Genomic DNA, 16,924 nt, shown 5'->3' on the forward strand with positions numbered 1-16,924 from the left:
ACTCAGATGCCAAAAGATCAGGAGGATATCGAATGACTGAGGTTTCCCGACGTGCCCCACAGGTGGTGATGCGTCTTGCGCGTCTTGGTTCTATGCACCAGTCGCGACTGTCCTTTATGCGCGTTCTAACCCGTCGCATGGCACGCGAGAATTGGCGGTTTGAGAAGACAGCTTTTGAAATTAACGATAATGGGGTTGGCCATGCAGTCTATACCGCGCATGGTCCTGACAGATCATATTCACTGATTGCGTTTGCACATGATCTCCCCCCTGAAAAGCGATCTGATCGGGTGATTGCGGATGCATGGGATGCAACCTACACCCTCTTTGATGGCGTGCCGACGGGTTCAGACATTGAGCGGCTTTCGGCCAACATTCCGGTGCAGGAAGCGGGGCGCGTGACTAACACGGAGCTGTCTGTGTCGCGGTCAAACAGATCGGTGCGCTTGTGGGAACATGTTGTCGATGCTCTCGCAAATGGGCATCAGCCTTCTGTGGAAAAGATCGACGCCGTTGGATACCTCATGCGGACAACGGCGGTGTATGGTTCAGGCAAATTGGGGGCCGCAGATCGCGAAATGATCGCGGATCGCCCTGAGTTTCGTGCCCCTTTTCAGGTCGAAATGTTGTCAGTTTATCTGACGCGCTGGTTCGTACTGGACTTGGTGCAGCATATGGCGGACGTGCGTGCGAAAGAGAATGGCACCAAGGCTGTTGCGCTGGATGTTGATATTGCGCGTTCAATGGGCATCGGGAACTCAACGGGGCTCGGAATGGCGCCGTTTCTGCTGAACCATCCGGTTCTGTTCAACAATTGGATCGCGGCGCGCGAAAATGCAGTTCAAGTGGTGCGTGGTGTGCAATCCGCAACCGCAGCAGACATCGCGCTGTTTCGGGATGTCTTTGCGCGCAATAAGAAAATTGCAGAGACTTGGGTCTCTGAGCATCCAATCCAAATAGAGAAACTCGCCGCTCTGCGTGAGGATGTTGAAAAGGTTGATGGCTATCTGGCCGACGCCGATTTGAACGCCGCGTCTCCTTGGAATACTTTGTACGAATGGGCCGAAGAGCACCTTTCGCTGGAGGGTCAGGAATGGGTCGCATCGCTGATACTGGAGCCTTATGGCGCTTTGGTGGATGAGTTCGCCGAAGGCATGGCCGCCGATAACACCGCCACATTCCGTATCGCAGGCGCAATGAAAATCGGGGATCTCAGAGCGCTTCTGCACGAGATCTATGGCTGGGCGATTGAAACCGACTGGACGGCCCCCGCGAGCAAGGCACGGGCGTGGTATGTGTCGGAAGAAAAGCTCGAGCCGCGCTTGGGCGAACGCTTTGAAGAGCCTATTGAGGAATATGAGCAACCATTGGCGCCCGGACGGGACGCGGCACAACTGTATCAGGCGCTGGCGCATTGGTCAGAGGATGCGCAGGTTGCAGACTTCCTTCTGCGTCACCCAGAACATCGCCATGTGCTGCGGCGCGTTCAGATAGTCGGTCGCGCACCCTACGCAGAAATCAGAGACAACACAATTTCCGATCACGTGCTGCCGATTGACATGTTGCGCTGCAAGCTGTCGTTCTTCGGGGCAACTAAGTTTGATCCGCGATCCGACCGGTGGGTGCGCATTTGTATGTATGGCAACGCGCCGCTTCCGCATGAATTGTCCAATGAAAATGCGGACTATTGGGTTTTCCCGCAACTTGAAAAGGCAACCGCATGAGGCACTCCCTGAACGAAATTGAAGCCATGAGCAAACGGGCAGCACGTGGCGCGGGCTTGTCTTGGGGACTATCGGAAGAAGCCGCAAAAGGCACACGGTGGCTTTCGGCTTTTGGCTTCCCTGGGGCAGGGTTGTTGGCGGACTTGCTGGAGATGAATGATCGCATTCCGTCAATTGATGTGTCGCCAGTGTCGCTGAGTGCGGAAATCTGGCATGCACCGACACGCCGCATGAGCCCTTTGATTGCAGGTGCGTCCCTGAGCGACAGCGCTGTGCGCCTTTTGGATCGCGGCACCATTGTAATGGAAAATGTCAGCATTCCCTTGCTTGCGGTGCCGTTCATGGGCGGGGCTGCGTTGCGTCTTGGGGTGCCGGTTGCCGCGGAATGGGATGGCGCGCGTTTGGCGACCGATGGACGTCAGCTTTGCGTTCAGGCCAGCCCAGAAGCATTGAACGCGGACCATGTTGCCAAGCTGGTGTTCTCCGCGCCTGCGGAAATGGAAGGCCGGCGGGAGCCATTGCTGCGCGCGGATGTTCCAGACAACGACTGGGACAGATTGAGCGCATTTGCCCACCGCACTTTTGCCCCTGCGACAGAAGAAAGCCGTCTGCGCGGCGCTGGCGCCGGGCTGAGTGATAACGACTAAACCCCTGCGGTTTGCGCCAATGGGCGCATCACATATCAGAAGATTGGGAACCCACGATGACTGCAACCGAAACTCTCTCTCTTGCCGAGATTGAATCACTTGCCTTTGACGCTTTGGTGAAGGCTGGCACCTCCGAAGAAAACGCCCGCCCACTGGCTGTCGCCACAGCGATGACAGAGGCGGATGGTGTCGCCTCCCACGGTTTGGCCTATATTCCAATCTACGCTCAGCACGTGGATTGTGGAAAAGTCGATGGGAAAGCCAAGCCCATTGTGACCCAGCCACGTCCCGCGGTTGTTGCGGTGGATGCGGCAACGGGGTTCGCCCATTCAGCCATTGATCTTGGCTTTGAAAAGCTGATCCCTTTGGCCAAAGAGCAGGGCGTGGCTGTGCTTGCAGTGAATAACTCTTACAACTGTGGTGTGCTTGGCGTGCATACACAGCGGTTGGCACAAGCAGGGCTTCTGGGCATTGGCTTCACCAACGCGCCTGCCTCCATTGCACCTTCAGGTGGCGCCAAACCAGTTGTCGGGACAAATCCGTTTTCCATCGCTGCGCCGGATGCTGACGGAAATGCAGCATTGTTGATTGACCAATCCGCCAGTACCATTGCCAAGAGTGAAGTGATGAAACACGCGCGCGAAGGCAAACCCGTACCGGAAGGGTGGGTTCTTGATGCGGATGGACAGCCCACAACCGATCCAGAGGCAGGCCTTAAAGGCTCCATGGTCCCTTCTGGCGGTTACAAAGGTGTCGGCATCGCACTGACCGTTGAATTGATGGCGGCAGCGATGACTGGTGCGACGCTCGGTTCCGTGGCCAGCCCTTTCTCTGGGACCGCAGGCGGGCCTCCTAAGACCGGTCAGTTCTTCATCGCGGTTGATCCACCTGCCACGTCGGGCGGCGCTTTTCAGGAGAAGCTCGCCGAGTTGATCGCTTCGTTTCATGATCAAGACGGTGCGCGTCTTCCCGGCGATGGGCGCAGAAAATGCCGTGAAGTCGCGGCAACCGAGGGCGTCGCGGTCAACGCTGCGTTGTTGGAAAAAGTGCGGGCACTTCTGTAACGAAAAAAACTGGGGGCCGCGATGCGCGCGGCTCCCGTACCTAAGGGGTATTAGTCGTATTGTCTAAAACCCAATCGCGGACCTTTTTGGCGTCTTCTGTGAGTGGGGTCTTTTTCGACCATACAAGATAGAATCCGTTTCCGGTCTTCCACTGCCATTCAAACCGTGCGGCCAGAACGCCTTGTGCCACAAGGCGATCAGTCAGATGTTTCCAGCCAAATGCAAAGCCTTCTCCGGCTATGGCGGCTTGCAGGACAAGGGCATAGTCATTCAGCCGAAGTCCGGTGTTTGGCACGCCTGATTTAACCGAGAAGTTTTTGAACCAATCGCCCCAGCTCGGTCTTTGACGAATGGGCTCTTCCAGGTGGATCAGCCGCTGATTAAGCAGGTCGAAAATGTCTTCAAACTGACCTGCGGCTTCCATGATGCGCGGTGCTGCAACCGGGTAAATCACTTCGTCTGCGATCAGCTCTCTTTCGTATTCTGGCCAGTTCCCACCGCCTAAGCGGACAGCGAGGCTGATATTTTCTGCATCAATGTCTGGTTCGCGATCACTTGATTGCAAACGCAAGTCAATTTCCGGGTGTTGCGCCTGAAACTCTGCCAACCTTGGCATGATCCAGTAGTTGTTAAATGCGGTCGAGGCACTGAGGGTGACATATTTGGCCTGCTTAAGCTGCTGAATCGATGCCACAGAATGGGCAAGCTGGCTAAACGCCCGGGTTACATCCGCCATAAGCCGCTCGCCCGCAGTGGTTAGAATCACTTTGCGGTGCTGGCGAATGAACAGAGCCGTGCCGAGCCCTTCTTCGAGGTGACGTATCGCGACACTCACCGCCGGTTGTTGGACATTCAGTTCCTGCGCTGCGTGCGTGAAGGATTGGAGCCGCGCAGCCGCTTCAAAGACGACGAGGTGGCGCGGTGACCCGAGTTGTTTCCAGATCTCTTGCATAAATTCTGTTTATGCCAACCATATATTTTTTCAAGCGTCACAGCCGCTTTTTCACAGGTTAATATTCTGAGTTGAAGAATATGGGGAGCAGGCCAATGGCACGTCGCGCAAGAGCGTCTAGGCAACGTAACACGCAAGGGGGAGGCGCGATTGCCAGCCCTTTTATTCGCCGTAAACTCAAGCATTTCGACATCTTGGATGAAGAGGACCTCGTCAAGATTGAGGCCCAGGTCGACTGGATCATTCAAGAGGTCGGAATTGCGTTCCGAGACGACCCTGAAGCGTTGGCGTTGTGGAAGAAAGAGGGCGCGCGCGTTGAAGATGATTTGGTGCGCGCCGATGCGAGTTGGATTCGCGCGCTCTGTGCCAAGGCGCCAAGTGAGTTTACCCAAGTAGCCCGCAATCCGGAGCGGTCTGTTACCATTGGCGGGACCAATCAGGTTTTTGCGCCGGTTTACGGCTCTCCCTTCGTGCGCGATCTGGAGCGCGGTCGCCGTTACGGTGATATGGCTTCCTTCGAAGAGTTGGTGAAGCTGACGTATATGCACCCCAATCTGCATCACGGTGGTTTCGTGACTTGTGAGCCGACCGATGTGCCTGTTTCAAAGCGCCACTTTGACATGCTCATGGCGCACATCACATTGAGTGATAAGCCACATCTAGGGGCGATCACAGAAATGAGCCGTGCGCAGGACAGCATGGACATGATGGATATCGTTTTCGGGCGCGATTTTGTCGATGAAAACTGCGTTATTATGGCAAATGTGAACACCAACTCACCTTTGTTGGTGGATCGCGTGGTGACTGAATCTGTGCGGGTCTATTCCGCGCGGGGGCAGGGGGTCATCACAGTGCCGTTCATTTTGACAGGGGCGATGGGGCCTGTGTCGACTGCCGCGGCCGTGGCGCAAGCGATGGCGGAGGCGATGATGGTCTGCGCATATGTCCAGCTGATCCGCCCAGGCGCGCCGTTCGTCATGGGGAACTTCTTGTCCTCCATGTCACTAAAAACCGGTGCCCCCACGTTTGGCATGCCGGAGCCCGTGGTCTCGAACTACGCAATTGGGCAGCTGGCGCGCCGTATCGGGTTGCCGTTGCGCTGTGGCGGGTCGTTGACGGCATCTAAGATCGAGGATGCTCAGGCGGCCTATGAAAGTGCGGATTCAATGCATTCAACCATGCTGGCTGGTGCAAATTTCGTGCTGCACTCGGCTGGTTGGCTCGAAGGCGGATTGGTAACCGGATACGAAAAGCTGGTGATGGATGCGGATCGTCTCGGATCCTATCAAAAGGTTCTGAGCCAAGGTTTGGACACCAGCGACGAGAGTTTTGCGCGCGATGCCTATGGCGAAGTAGAGGCAGGCGGGCACTTCCTTGGGTCGGCCCACACGATGCGTCACTATCAGAATGCGTTTTACGAAGCCCAACTTTCAGACAGCGAAAACGTTGAAAACTGGGAGGAGCGCGGCTCACTAGATATGCGCGCGCGTGCCTGCGCCCGTTGGAAGCAAATGTTGGCTGAATACAAACAGCCAGACATAGACGTCGCGAAGCTCGAAGAGCTCCAAACCTATGTCGCCAAGCGCAAGGAGGAACTGCCTGATGCCTGGTATTAAGATAACAGGGCTGAAGGCGACGCCGGTCAATATTCCGCTGGAAAAGCCGATGTGGTGGACCGGCGGATATTATCCGGGCACGTCAAAAACCATCATCGAAGTCGAGACGGATCAAGGCTTGGTTGGCCTTGGTGAAGCCCCGTCGATCGATGTGGTCCGCACGATTGAGGCCATGGGCGAACGGCTGATCGGTGCAGATCCACTGGATATTGCCGGCTGCGAAAGCCTATGCGTGCCGCCCTGGCAGATCGTACAAAACACAGATGACAGCTCTGTGGTGAAAGCATTTGGTGCGATTGAGATCGCGCTCTGGGATCTGCGCGGTAAAGTCGCCAATGAGCCCCTGTATCGCCTGCTAGGGGGCGCGGTGCGCAAAGAGATCCCTTTCACCGAGTACTTTGGGTATCGTGTCGGGGGCGAAATGGCCCCTCAGGAGGTGGCGGACTACTGTGCCCGTATGGCAGAGGAACATGGCTCAACCATGTTCGAAGGCAAGCTGATCCTCGGCGATCCCGAGCTGGAAATCGACACGGTCAAAGCGCTACGTGACACGCTGGGCCGCAAGGCGATGATCCGGCTGGACAGCAATATGCAGTATTCGCTGCCAACAGCGATGCGTCTGTTCCGTGAAATCGAGCCCTATAATATACGCAACTACGAAGATCCGGTTGCGACCTTTGAAGAGATGGCAGAGCTGCGCCGTCACTTTACCATTCCGATCTCCACCCATGTGCCAGACATCCGCAAGGTGGTTGCTGTGGGCGGACCGGATTACATCGTGACAAATTTTGCGGTTCTGGGCGGTATTGCGCGCGCGGTGCGCTTTATCGGGGCCTGTGAAGCGATGGGCGTGGGGTTCTGGTGCTATTCCGGCGATGCCGGCATCGCAACCGCTGGCTATCTGCATATGTCCGCAGCCATGCCCTGGATCTCTGAGCCATCACAATCGCTGTTCCGCTGGCAGATCGGCGATGTCATCGAAGGCGGCCCGTTCTGCCAGAAAAATGACGTGATCGCCGTTCCAGAAGGCCCCGGTCTGGGCGTGACGCTTGATAGAGACGCGCTCAATCACTGGCACACCCATCTGGTCGAAAACGGACCACTTGACCATTTTTATGACCCTGCAATGCCCGGCAAATTCCGCCGGTTGCCCCTGAACTGAGGAAAGATCATGCCTGAGATTCAAAAAGAAGAAAGCACTGGCGGCAAGCAGCTGCCCGCCCACGCCAAAGTGGTTGTGATCGGTGGCGGCGTTGTCGGCTGCTCGATCCTGTTTCACCTGGCCAAATTCGGCTGGAAAGACGCCGTCCTGCTGGAGCGTGACGAGCTGACCTCCGGCTCAAGCTGGCACGCGGCGGGACAGATCCACACGATCTCCTCAGATCCGAATATCTCGCGTCTGCAGTCTTATACCATCGACCTCTATAAAGAGATCGAAGAGACATCTGGCCATTCGGTGGGCATGCACATTACCGGCGGCTTTTATCTGGCCTCGACCCCGGAATGGTATGACTATCTCAAGCGCGAGCGTTCCAAAGCGCGCTATATGGGCCTGCATCAGGAATTCATCAGCCCCAAAGAAGTGGCCGAGCGTCACCCGCTGATTGACCCGAAACACTATCATGCCGCCCTGTGGGACGAACAGGATGGCGATGTCGATCCATCTGGCGCTACCTATGCCTTCGCAAAATCCGCCCGTCACCACGGAGCGCAGTATTTCACCCATTGCGGCGTGACCGCGATGAGCCAGCGCCCGGATGGCAGCTGGGATCTGACCACCCCCAAAGGCAAGATCAACGCAGAACACGTAGTGAACTGTGGCGGCCTCTGGGCGCGGGAAGTTGGCCATATGTCTGGTATTCACCTGCCTGTGCAGCCAATGGAGCACCACTACCTGATCACCGAAGCGATCCCAGAGATTGCCGGGCGCATGGACAGCATGGGCGAAGCTGGCCGTTTGCCTGCGGGCATCGACTATGAGGCAAACATCTACTTCCGTCAGGAACGTCAGGGGATGCTGCTGGGCACTTACGAGCCGAAATCTACACCTTGGAAGATCGAAGGCACGCCTTGGGACTTTGGCCACGAGCTCTTGCAACCGGATCTGGACCGCATCGCCGACCGTCTGGAAATGTCCTTTGAACGCATCCCAGCCATCGGCAACGCTGGTATCAAAGATATGATCAACGGCCCATTCACCTTTGGTCCGGATGGCAACCCAATGATCGGCCCAGTTCCGGGTATGAAGAACTACTGGTGTGCGGTTGGTGTCATGGCAGGCTTCTGTCAGGGCGGCGGCGTTGGCCTGACGATGGCGGAATGGATGATTGACGGTGAGCCGTCCATCGACGTCTGGGCCATGGATGTGGCGCGCTTTGGCGAATTTGCCACACCAGACTGGGGTACCATCAAATCGTCGGAGAACTACGAGCGCCGTTTTGTGATGACCTTCCCCAATGAAACGCTGCCCAAAGGGCGCCTGCAAAAAACCACTGCGCTTTATGACCGGCTGGTGGCCAAGGGCGCGGTGATGGATCAAGGCTTTGGTCTTGAAAACGCTTTGTGGTTTGCGGACGGTGCTGACGATGCGTATGAAGAGCCAACGTTTGAGCGCAACCGCTCGTTTGATTACGTCGCACGCGAAGTGAAAGCCGTTCAGGACGCAGTCGGCGGCATTGAGATCGCAAACTTTGCGAAGCATGAGTTCAAGGGCGCAGGCGCACGCGATTATCTGAACAAAACCCTCGCAGGCTATGTTCCGAAGCCGGGCCGCTTGACCTTGACTCCTATGCTGACCGAAAAGGGTCGTCTGTATGGCGATCTGACCGTTGCCTGCCTGGCTGACGATCACTTCATTCTGTTTGGTTCGGGGTCGATGCAGGAGGCGCACCGCCGCTGGTTTGAGAAAGATCTGCCGTCGGATGTGACCTATAACAATGCGTCGGACGACTGGCACGGTGTGGCCCTTTCCGGGCCGAAGTCACGTGACTTGCTGGCCCGCATCACCCGGGATGATGTCTCCGCGGAGGCGTTCAAGTTCCGCGACCTGCGCCAGACCTTTGTGGGCGGTGTTCCAGTTATCCTGAACCGGATCTCTTTCTCAGGTGAGCTGGGCTATGAGATTTACTGTAAGCCTCAATACCTTCTGCGTTTGGCGCAATCGATTGAAGAGGCCGGTGCCGATTTGGGTTATCGCTGGTATGGCGCACGCGCATTGATGAGCCTGCGCTTGGAAAAAGGTTGGGGAGTCTGGACCACAGATTTCCGTCCAGACTTCAATGCGGTTGAAAGCGGCATGGATGCTTTCATCAACTGGAAGAAGGATTTTGTCGGCAAAGACCCCACGCTTAAATTCCGTGAGGAAGGCGTCAAACAGAAGCTTGTGACGATGACAATCGAGGTTGATGGCATCGATGTTTCCAACGATGAGGCGATCCTGAAAGACGGCGAGGCAGTCGGTTACGTCTCTTCCGGTGGGTATGGTCATCGCGTCGGTCAGTCTATGGCAATGGGCTATGTAGCGACGGCGCATGCTGCGCCAGGCACCAAACTCCAGGTGGAGATATTGGGCACAATGTATGATGCAGAGATCCTTGGCGCCCCAGCATATGACGCCAACGGTGCAAACATGCGTGCCTAAGAGAGGAAAGGGCTGAAAATGATGCGGGGTCCTGAAATCAGAGTCTCAAACTCAAACATCAAGCCAAGCGCGCGTGCCAAGTTCGTCTTCTTGATTTCACCAGGCTTCTCAGCCTTGGAACTTGGTGCAGGTGTAGACGCTCTGGCGGCAGCAAATGCTGTCGCCGAGCACCCTGTCTTTGATTGGACCATCGTGAGCGAAACCGGTGGTCCGGTGACATCGTCTTCTGGCATCAAAGTAGAGGTCGAGGGAAGCTTGCCGCACACCAGCCGTGGCGATTGTATCGTCATCTGCGGAGCGGCGGGTGTTGCGCAAATTGCGTCCAACGAGCTCAAGTCCTGGCTGCGACAGGCCCGAAGGTTTGGTGTTCAGCTCTGCGGCATAGGCGGCGGCGCGACGATCCTTGCCAGTGCTGGTCTTGCGACTGGGCAGAGGTTGAGCGCGCATTGGCAGCATCAGCCAGCTTTTGTGGAGCTGTTTCCGGAAATCGAACCTGTATGTTCGATCTATGAAACAGAACGTGGTATCACCACATGCGGCGGCGGGGCATCGACCATTGATCTCTTTGCGTCGATTATCAACCAGCAATGTGGTCAAGATACTGTCACCAAAGTTGCAGACCACTTGCTTTATGCATCGGTTCGCGTGAAGGATGATCGTCAGACACAGACAGATCTGTGCCGTTTTGGAACGCGCCATGAAAAACTCGCGCGTGCGGTCACTCTGATGCAAGAAAATTTGGAAGCCCCATTGTCGCCGAGTGTTGTTGCAGCCAACGCTGGCCTGTCAACGCGGCAGCTGGAGAGGCTGTTTCAAAAATACGTGGGTATGAGTCCTAAAACCTACATGACAAGCTTGAGATTGGAACGTGCTCGCACACTGCTACAGCAAACCGACATGCGCGTCCTAGATGTGGCCATCTCATGCGGCTTTGCCTCTGCAAGTCACTTCTCCAAGTGCTTTCGGCAACATTTCGGGATTTCACCGCATACGCAAAAGCGCGCGGGATAGTCGCAATTAGACGCGAAAGGAGTCGCTAAAAGGACAGGATCTATCGAAAAAAGGACAAAAACGACACGGGAGGAATAGTATGTCGATAAAAGAACCTTTTACGGACTTAGAGATAGAAACGGCTGATGCCGGTTTCTATGAAAATTACAGCGTGCCCATTGCTTTAATCAGTAAGGGCATCATGGTGGCGCTTGTGCTTTGGGCTCTGGTGTTTCCAGCCAATGCAACCGGCACGCTCGGGAGCTTGAACGGAAAGCTCCTTGAAAGCTTCAACAGCTTTTACATTGTTATTGTTGGTCTGTTTTTCTTCTTTCTTGCTGTTGTGGCGCTGCTGCCTTCAACCGGGAAGCGCATCATGGGTGCGCCAGGCGAAAAGCCAGAGTTTTCCAATTTCTCATGGTTTTCAATGATGTTCGGGGCAGGCCTCGGTGTAGGTCTGATGGTGTTTGCCACTGCTGAGCCTCTGGGACTTTGGGGATCGAACCCTGAAGTTGTGTCGGGGGCTGTGCCGGGCAATCAGCCCGAGGCGGTTCAATCTGCTTACCGTTATACCTATCTGCACTATGGCTTCCATGCTTGGGCAATCTATGTGGTGACTGGCCTTAGCCTCGCGTATTATGCCTATACACGCGGTATGCCGCTGACCATTCGCTCCGCTCTGACCCCATTGTTTGGCCGTCTGATGAATGGCTTCTTGGGCCATCTTGTCGATGTACTTGGTGTGGTTGCGACCATTCTTGGTGTGTCTGTGACCATCGGCTACGGCATTAGCCAATTTGTTGATGGGGTCTACGCGATCACCGGAATGACTTGGATCATGGATATGGGTGGTGACGTTCCAACACCAAGCAAAGTTGGCTTGATTTCTGGGCTTGTGACGATCATGTGCTTGTCCATCCTGTCTGCGGTTTCTGGTGTGGGCCGTGGGGTGAAATACCTCTCCAACCTGAACCTGGTGCTGTCGATCATCTTGCTTGGCACATTTGTCGTATTTGGGTCCTTTGCTTTTGCAATGACCACCTATGGCACCGCGATGGTGGATTACATCCTTCACTTCCTGTCTCTGAGCTTTGGCGCATATAGCCCACTGTCTGCGGAAGCTTTTGCCTCTTCGCTGCCTGCTGCGGCACAACCGCTTGCAGGGGATCTGATGGGAGGCGCAACCAATGCATGGGGCAGCTATGAGGGCTTTAAATCCGGTCTGACAGGCGCGGCGGCTGAGCTCGATGAAACCACGCTGACTGCGATTTACGCAGCGGGCGAGCAAGGTCGTCAGTTTGGCTGGCAGGCTGGCTGGACAACCTTCTATTGGGCTTGGTGGATTGCGTTCTCTCCTTTTGTGGGCCTGTTCTTGGCGCGCATTTCAAAGGGGCGCAGCGTGCGCGAGTTCATCCTAGGCTGTGTGTTCGCGCCAGCACTGGTGTGCTTTGCGTGGATGACCATTCTTGGTGGCACATCCATTGATCTGGAGCTCGCAGGTGTTGCGGATGGCGCAATCATCGGTGCATCCAACACCAACAAGCTGTTTGTCACCCTGTCTTACATGATCGACGGTGGTCTTCTGTCCATGTTGAACGTGATGTGCGTGGTGCTGGTGATGACCTTCCTCGTGACTTCGGCAGATTCAGGCATCTTGGTGATGAACACCATCATGTCCGGCGGTGCAGAAGAAACAGGTATCAAACACCGTATCATCTGGGGCCTGATCCTGACGGCTGTTATTGGCGCGCTCATCTTGGCCGCTGGCGACAACAATCCGATGGACGCCCTGCGCGCGGCAATGATCATCGGCGCACTGCCATTTACAATGGTGATGGGCCTGATGTGCATTTCTCTGGGCAAGGCGCTGTATCGCGATGGTGTGCGTGACAACTACGATGGCGCAGCACAGCAAGCAGCTGAATAAATAGCGTAAAATAAACAAGACGCCGCTCCTGTTCGGGGCGGCGTTTCTCTTTCGTATTTCTGTTTTGGCGGCAGGTGCACCCAAATTATTAAATATGGGTACTACTCTGAAACCAAACCTTCGCGCTTTTGTGAGACGCGTTCATTGACAGATTGTTGTTCGCCAACACGAAACGACCGTTCGACAAAGTCTAAATGAACCTTCGCCGCTGATTCAGCGCTATCACCATCGCCGGCCAAAATGGCGTTCGCGATCTCGATGTGTTGTGCCAAGAGTTTCTCACCGGTCCCATCCAGCGTGCGCAGATAGGCGCGATTGTAAAAAACACCCCGACGTGTCAGATCGTAAATTGACGACATCATGTGGACCAGCATGGCGTTGTGACTGGCTTCAACAATCACCGAATGGAAACGCACATCGGCCTCTTGGCCCGCCTCCATGTCTCCGCGTGCGTCGGCCTCTCTGATCGCATCAAGATGACGTTGAATGCGATCGCGATCGGTTGCTGTGGCTCTCTCTGCGGCGAGTCTGGAGGCAAAGGCCTCCTGTGCGCGGCGGTATTCCAAGTAGTCAAAAAAGGCTTTGCCATGACGCGCATATAGATCAATCAGCGCGGGCTGCATTGCCTGCCCGGTAAGCCGTGCTACAAACGTACCTTCGCCGTGCTGGACGGTTATGAGCCTGCGCGCCTCCAACTGTTTTAGAGCATCGCGCAATTTGGGGCGCGAGATATTCAGTTGCGCAGAAAGCTCCCGCTCAGACGGGAGCCGGTCTCCTTCCGCGAGAACCCCCTGAACGATGAGATCCTCAATTTGCTGAACGACCATGTCGGCGACAGGGGCTGATTCGATTCGGTCAAATATGGTTGCAAGTGTGCGCATCTGTGCCTCCTAGAGGTAAAATTAGAGTACCTCTTCATTCCAAGAGCGCAAGAAAAATCATCTATAATCTATTAGAAACAATCGTTTAAATCTTCAGTGGTGCAGACCAAATTGACACCTCTTTGGGGCATGAAGTACATCAACGACGAGAGGTAAATATATTTTACCACTTTTCGATCAAACGGATCGGTCTTGCATGAGGAGGAAAACATGAAATCCATCATCACCAGTCTCGCATTGGCTGCTGGCCTTGCGGCCACGCCTGCGCTTGCAAAAGACAAACTGCTTCTGAAGACGCCTGTCGCGTTCTCAACTGCGCTTCCTGGATTGGGAACGCCCATTCCACGTGTGGCTGATGCCGTACAAGCGATGTCCGGCGGCACGCTGAAGATGAAAGTCTACGAACCTGGTAAACTGGTGCCAGCCTTTGAAATCCTCGATGCGGTTTCTGCTGGCAAAATCAACTCTGGCTACACCACAGCTGGCTATTGGGCAGGCAAGATCCCCGCGGCACCGCTGTTCAGCGCTGTTCCCTTTGGCCCCGAAGCTGGCGAATACATGGCGTGGATGTACTACGGTGACGGCCTGTCCCTGTACCAGCGCATGTATGACGAGGCGGGCTACAACGTGAAGGTTCTGCCTTGCGCCGTGATCGCCCCGGAAACATCTGGCTGGTTTGCCAAAGAGATTAACTCTCCAGAAGATCTCAAAGGCCTCAAGATGCGCTTCTTCGGTCTGGGCGGCAAAGTCATGGAAAAACTTGGTGTTGCAACTTCGCTTCTGCCAGGTGGCGAAATCTTCCCTGCGCTTGAAAAAGGCGCGATCGACGCAACCGAATTCTCGATGCCTGCCATCGACCAGCGCCTCGGGTTCCACAAGGTTGTTAAATACAACTACTTCCCCGGCTGGCACCAGCAGGCGACGGTGTTTGAACTGCTCATCAATAAAGATGTGTGGAACGAAGCCTCTGAGCAGCACCAGTACATTCTGACCGAGGCCTGCAAGGCGTCTATGGCGGACAGCTTCGCCGAAGGTGAAGCGATGCAGTTTGATGCTCTGCAAAATAACATCGAAGAGAATGGCGTGCAAATCCGCAAATGGTCCCCTGAGATGCTGACCGTCTTCAAAGACACTTGGGAAGAGGTCGCCGCAGAAGAAAGCGCCAACGATCCTTTCTTCAAGGAAGTCTATGAAAACATGACAACCTTCCGCAACCAGTACGACCTTTGGGAGCAGAACGCCTTCCTCCCGCGGATCAACTAACAGCACCCGTTAGTCCGCAAGAGATGCGCCGAGGGCCTCCCAGTCTCGGCGCATCTTACTGACAGCCGAATTGAGATTTTGGGCAGGCAGATCGCGCCTGTCGCGGCCTACAGACACGCCGCAACCGGAGGAGACCCCGATGACGATGCAAACCGACTATCGTGGTGATGTCGCAGAGACATTCGAAAAGATCATTGAACACCCAGACAAAGACACGCAGCCGATTGCGGTCTTTCTGGACACTCTGATTAAGGGTGTTGGCCATATTGTCATGCTGGCCAACCTGCTTTTGATTGCGGCAATCGTGTCTCAGGTTGTGATGCGCTATGCGTTCAATCTGAACTTCCCCAAACTTGATGAGCTTCAGTGGCATTTTTACGGCTTGGTCACGATGTTTGGTGTGTCCTACGCGCTGGTGACAGACAGCCACGTGCGCGTTGATCTGTTTCACATGCAATTGTCACGCCGGGCCCAACGCATCATAGAAGTTCTGGGTATTCTCGTACTACTGTCGCCCTTCGTCTATCTGATGATCGATCAGGGCTATGACTATTTTTATGAGAGTTTCCGCGTTGATGAAGGCTCTTCCAGTGCCACCGGGCTGCCAAACCTTTGGATCTTCAAGTCGGTCATCCCTCTCAGCTTCGCGCTCCTTGGTCTGGCGGCGGTTGCCCGTCTGATCCACGATGTGCATGCGCTGATCCAAAACCCACCCGAAGAGCGGGAAGGCCGCTCGCTTCTGCTCGTGGCCTCGGTGTTTGTCATGACAATGGCCATGGCCTGGGGCCTGCATTTCCTGGTGGAGACCACCGAGGAAATGATGGTCATGGGGATGTTCATGACCTTTATTGGGTTGCTGTTCACCGGCTTCCCTGTGGCTTGGACCCTTGCGGGCACAGGTATGATTTTTGGCTTCGCAGCCTATCTCTTTGACAATGACCTGATGCTCTGGACCGGGCTCGAAAGCACGTTCACGGGTCTCGACTATTTGACGCTGGGAGCCGTGGTTAACCGCGTCTATGCCACCATGTCCAACGCGGTTCTGGTGGCATTGCCGATGTTCATTTTCATGGGGCTGATGCTGGATGAAAGCGGTGTTGCCGAACGTCTGATGACGGCAATGACACGCCTGTTTGGCACCGTGCGGGGCGGTTTGGCGATCACCGTTACCCTGATTGGCATCGTGCTCGCCGCATCAACCGGCATTGTCGGGGCATCGGTTGTGTTGCTGGGCGTTCTAAGCCTGCCAACGATGCTGCAAAACAAATACTCCAAGACATTGGCCACCGGCACGATTGCAGCCTCTGGTACGCTCGGCATTCTGATCCCACCCTCCATTATGCTGGTGATTATGGCGGATCAGATGGCGCTGTCCGTAGGTGATCTCTTCATGGCAGCAATGGTACCCGGTGTCCTTCTTGGCACGCTATACCTTGGCTATATCTTTATCGTGGCCCAACTCAACCGCGCCGCAGCACCGGTGCCGGAAGGGGCGAAAGCACCCGACTGGAGCGTCATCAAAGATGTACTGGTCGCGGTGTTGCCGCCACTTGGGCTTATCCTGGCAGTCCTGGGCTCCATTTTTGCGGGCATAACCACCCCCACCGAAGCATCGGGTGTGGGCGCGATCGGGGCAACTTTGCTTGCAGTGGTCTACCGCAAACTGACGTTTAAGAAGCTTTGGAACGTCTGTAAGGCCACCTTCAATTCAACCGCTTATATCTTCGCGATTTTCCTTGGGGCCACTGTGTTCTCCTTTGTGCTGCGCGAGCTGGGCGGGGACGAATTCATCGAACATCTGATCGGATCCACCGGACTGGGGCCAAATGGCACCATCCTGTTCATTCTGTTCATCTGCTTCCTGCTGGGCTTCTTTCTGGATTGGATTGAGATCACCCTGATCGTCCTGCCACTGATGGGGCCGGTTGTGATGGCGCTGGATCTCGGCATCCCGGGGTTCGGTTTGGATGAACCTGCATTGATCTGGTTTGTGATCCTTGTGGCTGTGACACTGCAGACAAGTTTCCTGACCCCACCTGTTGGCTTTTCCCTGTTTTACCTCAAAGGGGTTTGCCCACCTGAGGTAAAGTTGACCGACATCTACAAAGGTGTGGTGCCTTTCGTGCTGTTGCAGCTGCTGTGCCTTGGCTTGGTTTTCTTGTGGCCCGCTTTGGTCACGTGGCTGCCGTCCGTGGCCTATTGATAAAAAGGGAGGAGTGG

12 protein-coding genes are annotated in these 16,924 nt (G+C 55.3%); 10 read left to right on the forward strand and 2 right to left on the reverse strand.

Annotated elements, in window-relative coordinates; translation table 11 throughout:
- The first annotated feature begins 32 nt into the window (after positions 1 to 32).
- Genes PJL69_RS13360 through PJL69_RS13370 form a run of 3 tightly spaced genes read left to right on the forward strand, consistent with a single transcriptional unit; the run spans position 33 to position 3,435 of the window.
- The gene (locus PJL69_RS13360; protein WP_271310103.1) at positions 33 to 1,724 is read left to right on the forward strand and encodes a hypothetical protein; all 1,692 of its coding nucleotides are present in this window, start codon (positions 33 to 35) and stop codon (positions 1,722 to 1,724) included.
- A complete protein-coding gene (locus PJL69_RS13365; RefSeq protein WP_271310104.1) occupies positions 1,721 to 2,371 on the forward strand; it encodes a DUF3726 domain-containing protein in 651 nt (216 codons plus the stop codon). The genes PJL69_RS13360 and PJL69_RS13365 overlap by 4 nt, the downstream gene beginning before the upstream one ends.
- Positions 2,372 to 2,427: 56 nt before the next feature.
- Positions 2,428 to 3,435, forward strand: coding sequence for an Ldh family oxidoreductase (locus PJL69_RS13370; RefSeq protein WP_271310105.1), 1,008 nt, complete (start codon positions 2,428 to 2,430; stop codon positions 3,433 to 3,435).
- Positions 3,436 to 3,475: 40 nt separating this feature from the next.
- On the opposite strand, the gene PJL69_RS13375 is transcribed toward PJL69_RS13370, so the two are convergent.
- Positions 3,476 to 4,387 carry a LysR substrate-binding domain-containing protein gene (locus PJL69_RS13375; RefSeq protein ID WP_271310106.1) on the reverse strand — a complete coding sequence of 304 codons (912 nt, stop codon included), beginning with the start codon at positions 4,385 to 4,387 and terminating at the stop codon, positions 3,476 to 3,478.
- 95 nt (positions 4,388 to 4,482) lie between these two features.
- Between PJL69_RS13375 and PJL69_RS13380 the strand changes: the two genes are divergently transcribed.
- From PJL69_RS13380 to PJL69_RS13400, 5 genes are all read left to right on the forward strand, one after another.
- Positions 4,483 to 6,003, forward strand: a complete 1,521-nt coding sequence (locus tag PJL69_RS13380; protein WP_271310107.1) for a trimethylamine methyltransferase family protein — start codon at positions 4,483 to 4,485, stop codon at positions 6,001 to 6,003.
- Positions 5,990 to 7,165 carry a mandelate racemase/muconate lactonizing enzyme family protein gene (locus tag PJL69_RS13385; RefSeq protein ID WP_271310108.1) on the forward strand — a complete coding sequence of 392 codons (1,176 nt, stop codon included), beginning with the start codon at positions 5,990 to 5,992 and terminating at the stop codon, positions 7,163 to 7,165. Before PJL69_RS13380 ends, PJL69_RS13385 begins: the two co-directional genes overlap by 14 nt.
- Before the next feature lie 9 nt (positions 7,166 to 7,174).
- Positions 7,175 to 9,643 (forward strand): GcvT family protein, encoded by a 2,469-nt coding sequence (locus PJL69_RS13390; protein WP_271310109.1) that lies wholly within the window; start codon positions 7,175 to 7,177, stop codon positions 9,641 to 9,643.
- Positions 9,644 to 9,661: 18 nt separating this feature from the next.
- A complete protein-coding gene (locus PJL69_RS13395) occupies positions 9,662 to 10,654 on the forward strand; it encodes a GlxA family transcriptional regulator (RefSeq protein WP_271310110.1) in 993 nt (330 codons plus the stop codon).
- A gap of 79 nt (positions 10,655 to 10,733) precedes the next feature.
- Positions 10,734 to 12,560 (forward strand): BCCT family transporter, encoded by a 1,827-nt coding sequence (locus PJL69_RS13400; protein ID WP_271310111.1) that lies wholly within the window; start codon positions 10,734 to 10,736, stop codon positions 12,558 to 12,560.
- 101 nt (positions 12,561 to 12,661) lie between these two features.
- Here the strand turns inward: PJL69_RS13400 and PJL69_RS13405 are convergent, their stop codons facing one another.
- A complete protein-coding gene (locus PJL69_RS13405) occupies positions 12,662 to 13,441 on the reverse strand; it encodes a FadR/GntR family transcriptional regulator (protein WP_271310112.1) in 780 nt (259 codons plus the stop codon).
- Between the two features lie 210 nt (positions 13,442 to 13,651).
- On the opposite strand from PJL69_RS13405, the gene PJL69_RS13410 reads away from it, so the two are divergent.
- The gene (locus PJL69_RS13410; RefSeq protein ID WP_271310113.1) at positions 13,652 to 14,704 is read left to right on the forward strand and encodes a TRAP transporter substrate-binding protein; all 1,053 of its coding nucleotides are present in this window, start codon (positions 13,652 to 13,654) and stop codon (positions 14,702 to 14,704) included.
- A 139-nt stretch (positions 14,705 to 14,843) separates the two neighbouring features.
- Positions 14,844 to 16,907 (forward strand): TRAP transporter large permease subunit, encoded by a 2,064-nt coding sequence (locus tag PJL69_RS13420; RefSeq protein ID WP_333781881.1) that lies wholly within the window; start codon positions 14,844 to 14,846, stop codon positions 16,905 to 16,907.
- The last annotated feature ends 17 nt before the right edge of the window (positions 16,908 to 16,924 follow it).

Source organism: Shimia sp. MMG029 (genome assembly GCF_027947445.1).
Taxonomy (GTDB): Bacteria; Pseudomonadota; Alphaproteobacteria; order Rhodobacterales; family Rhodobacteraceae; genus Shimia.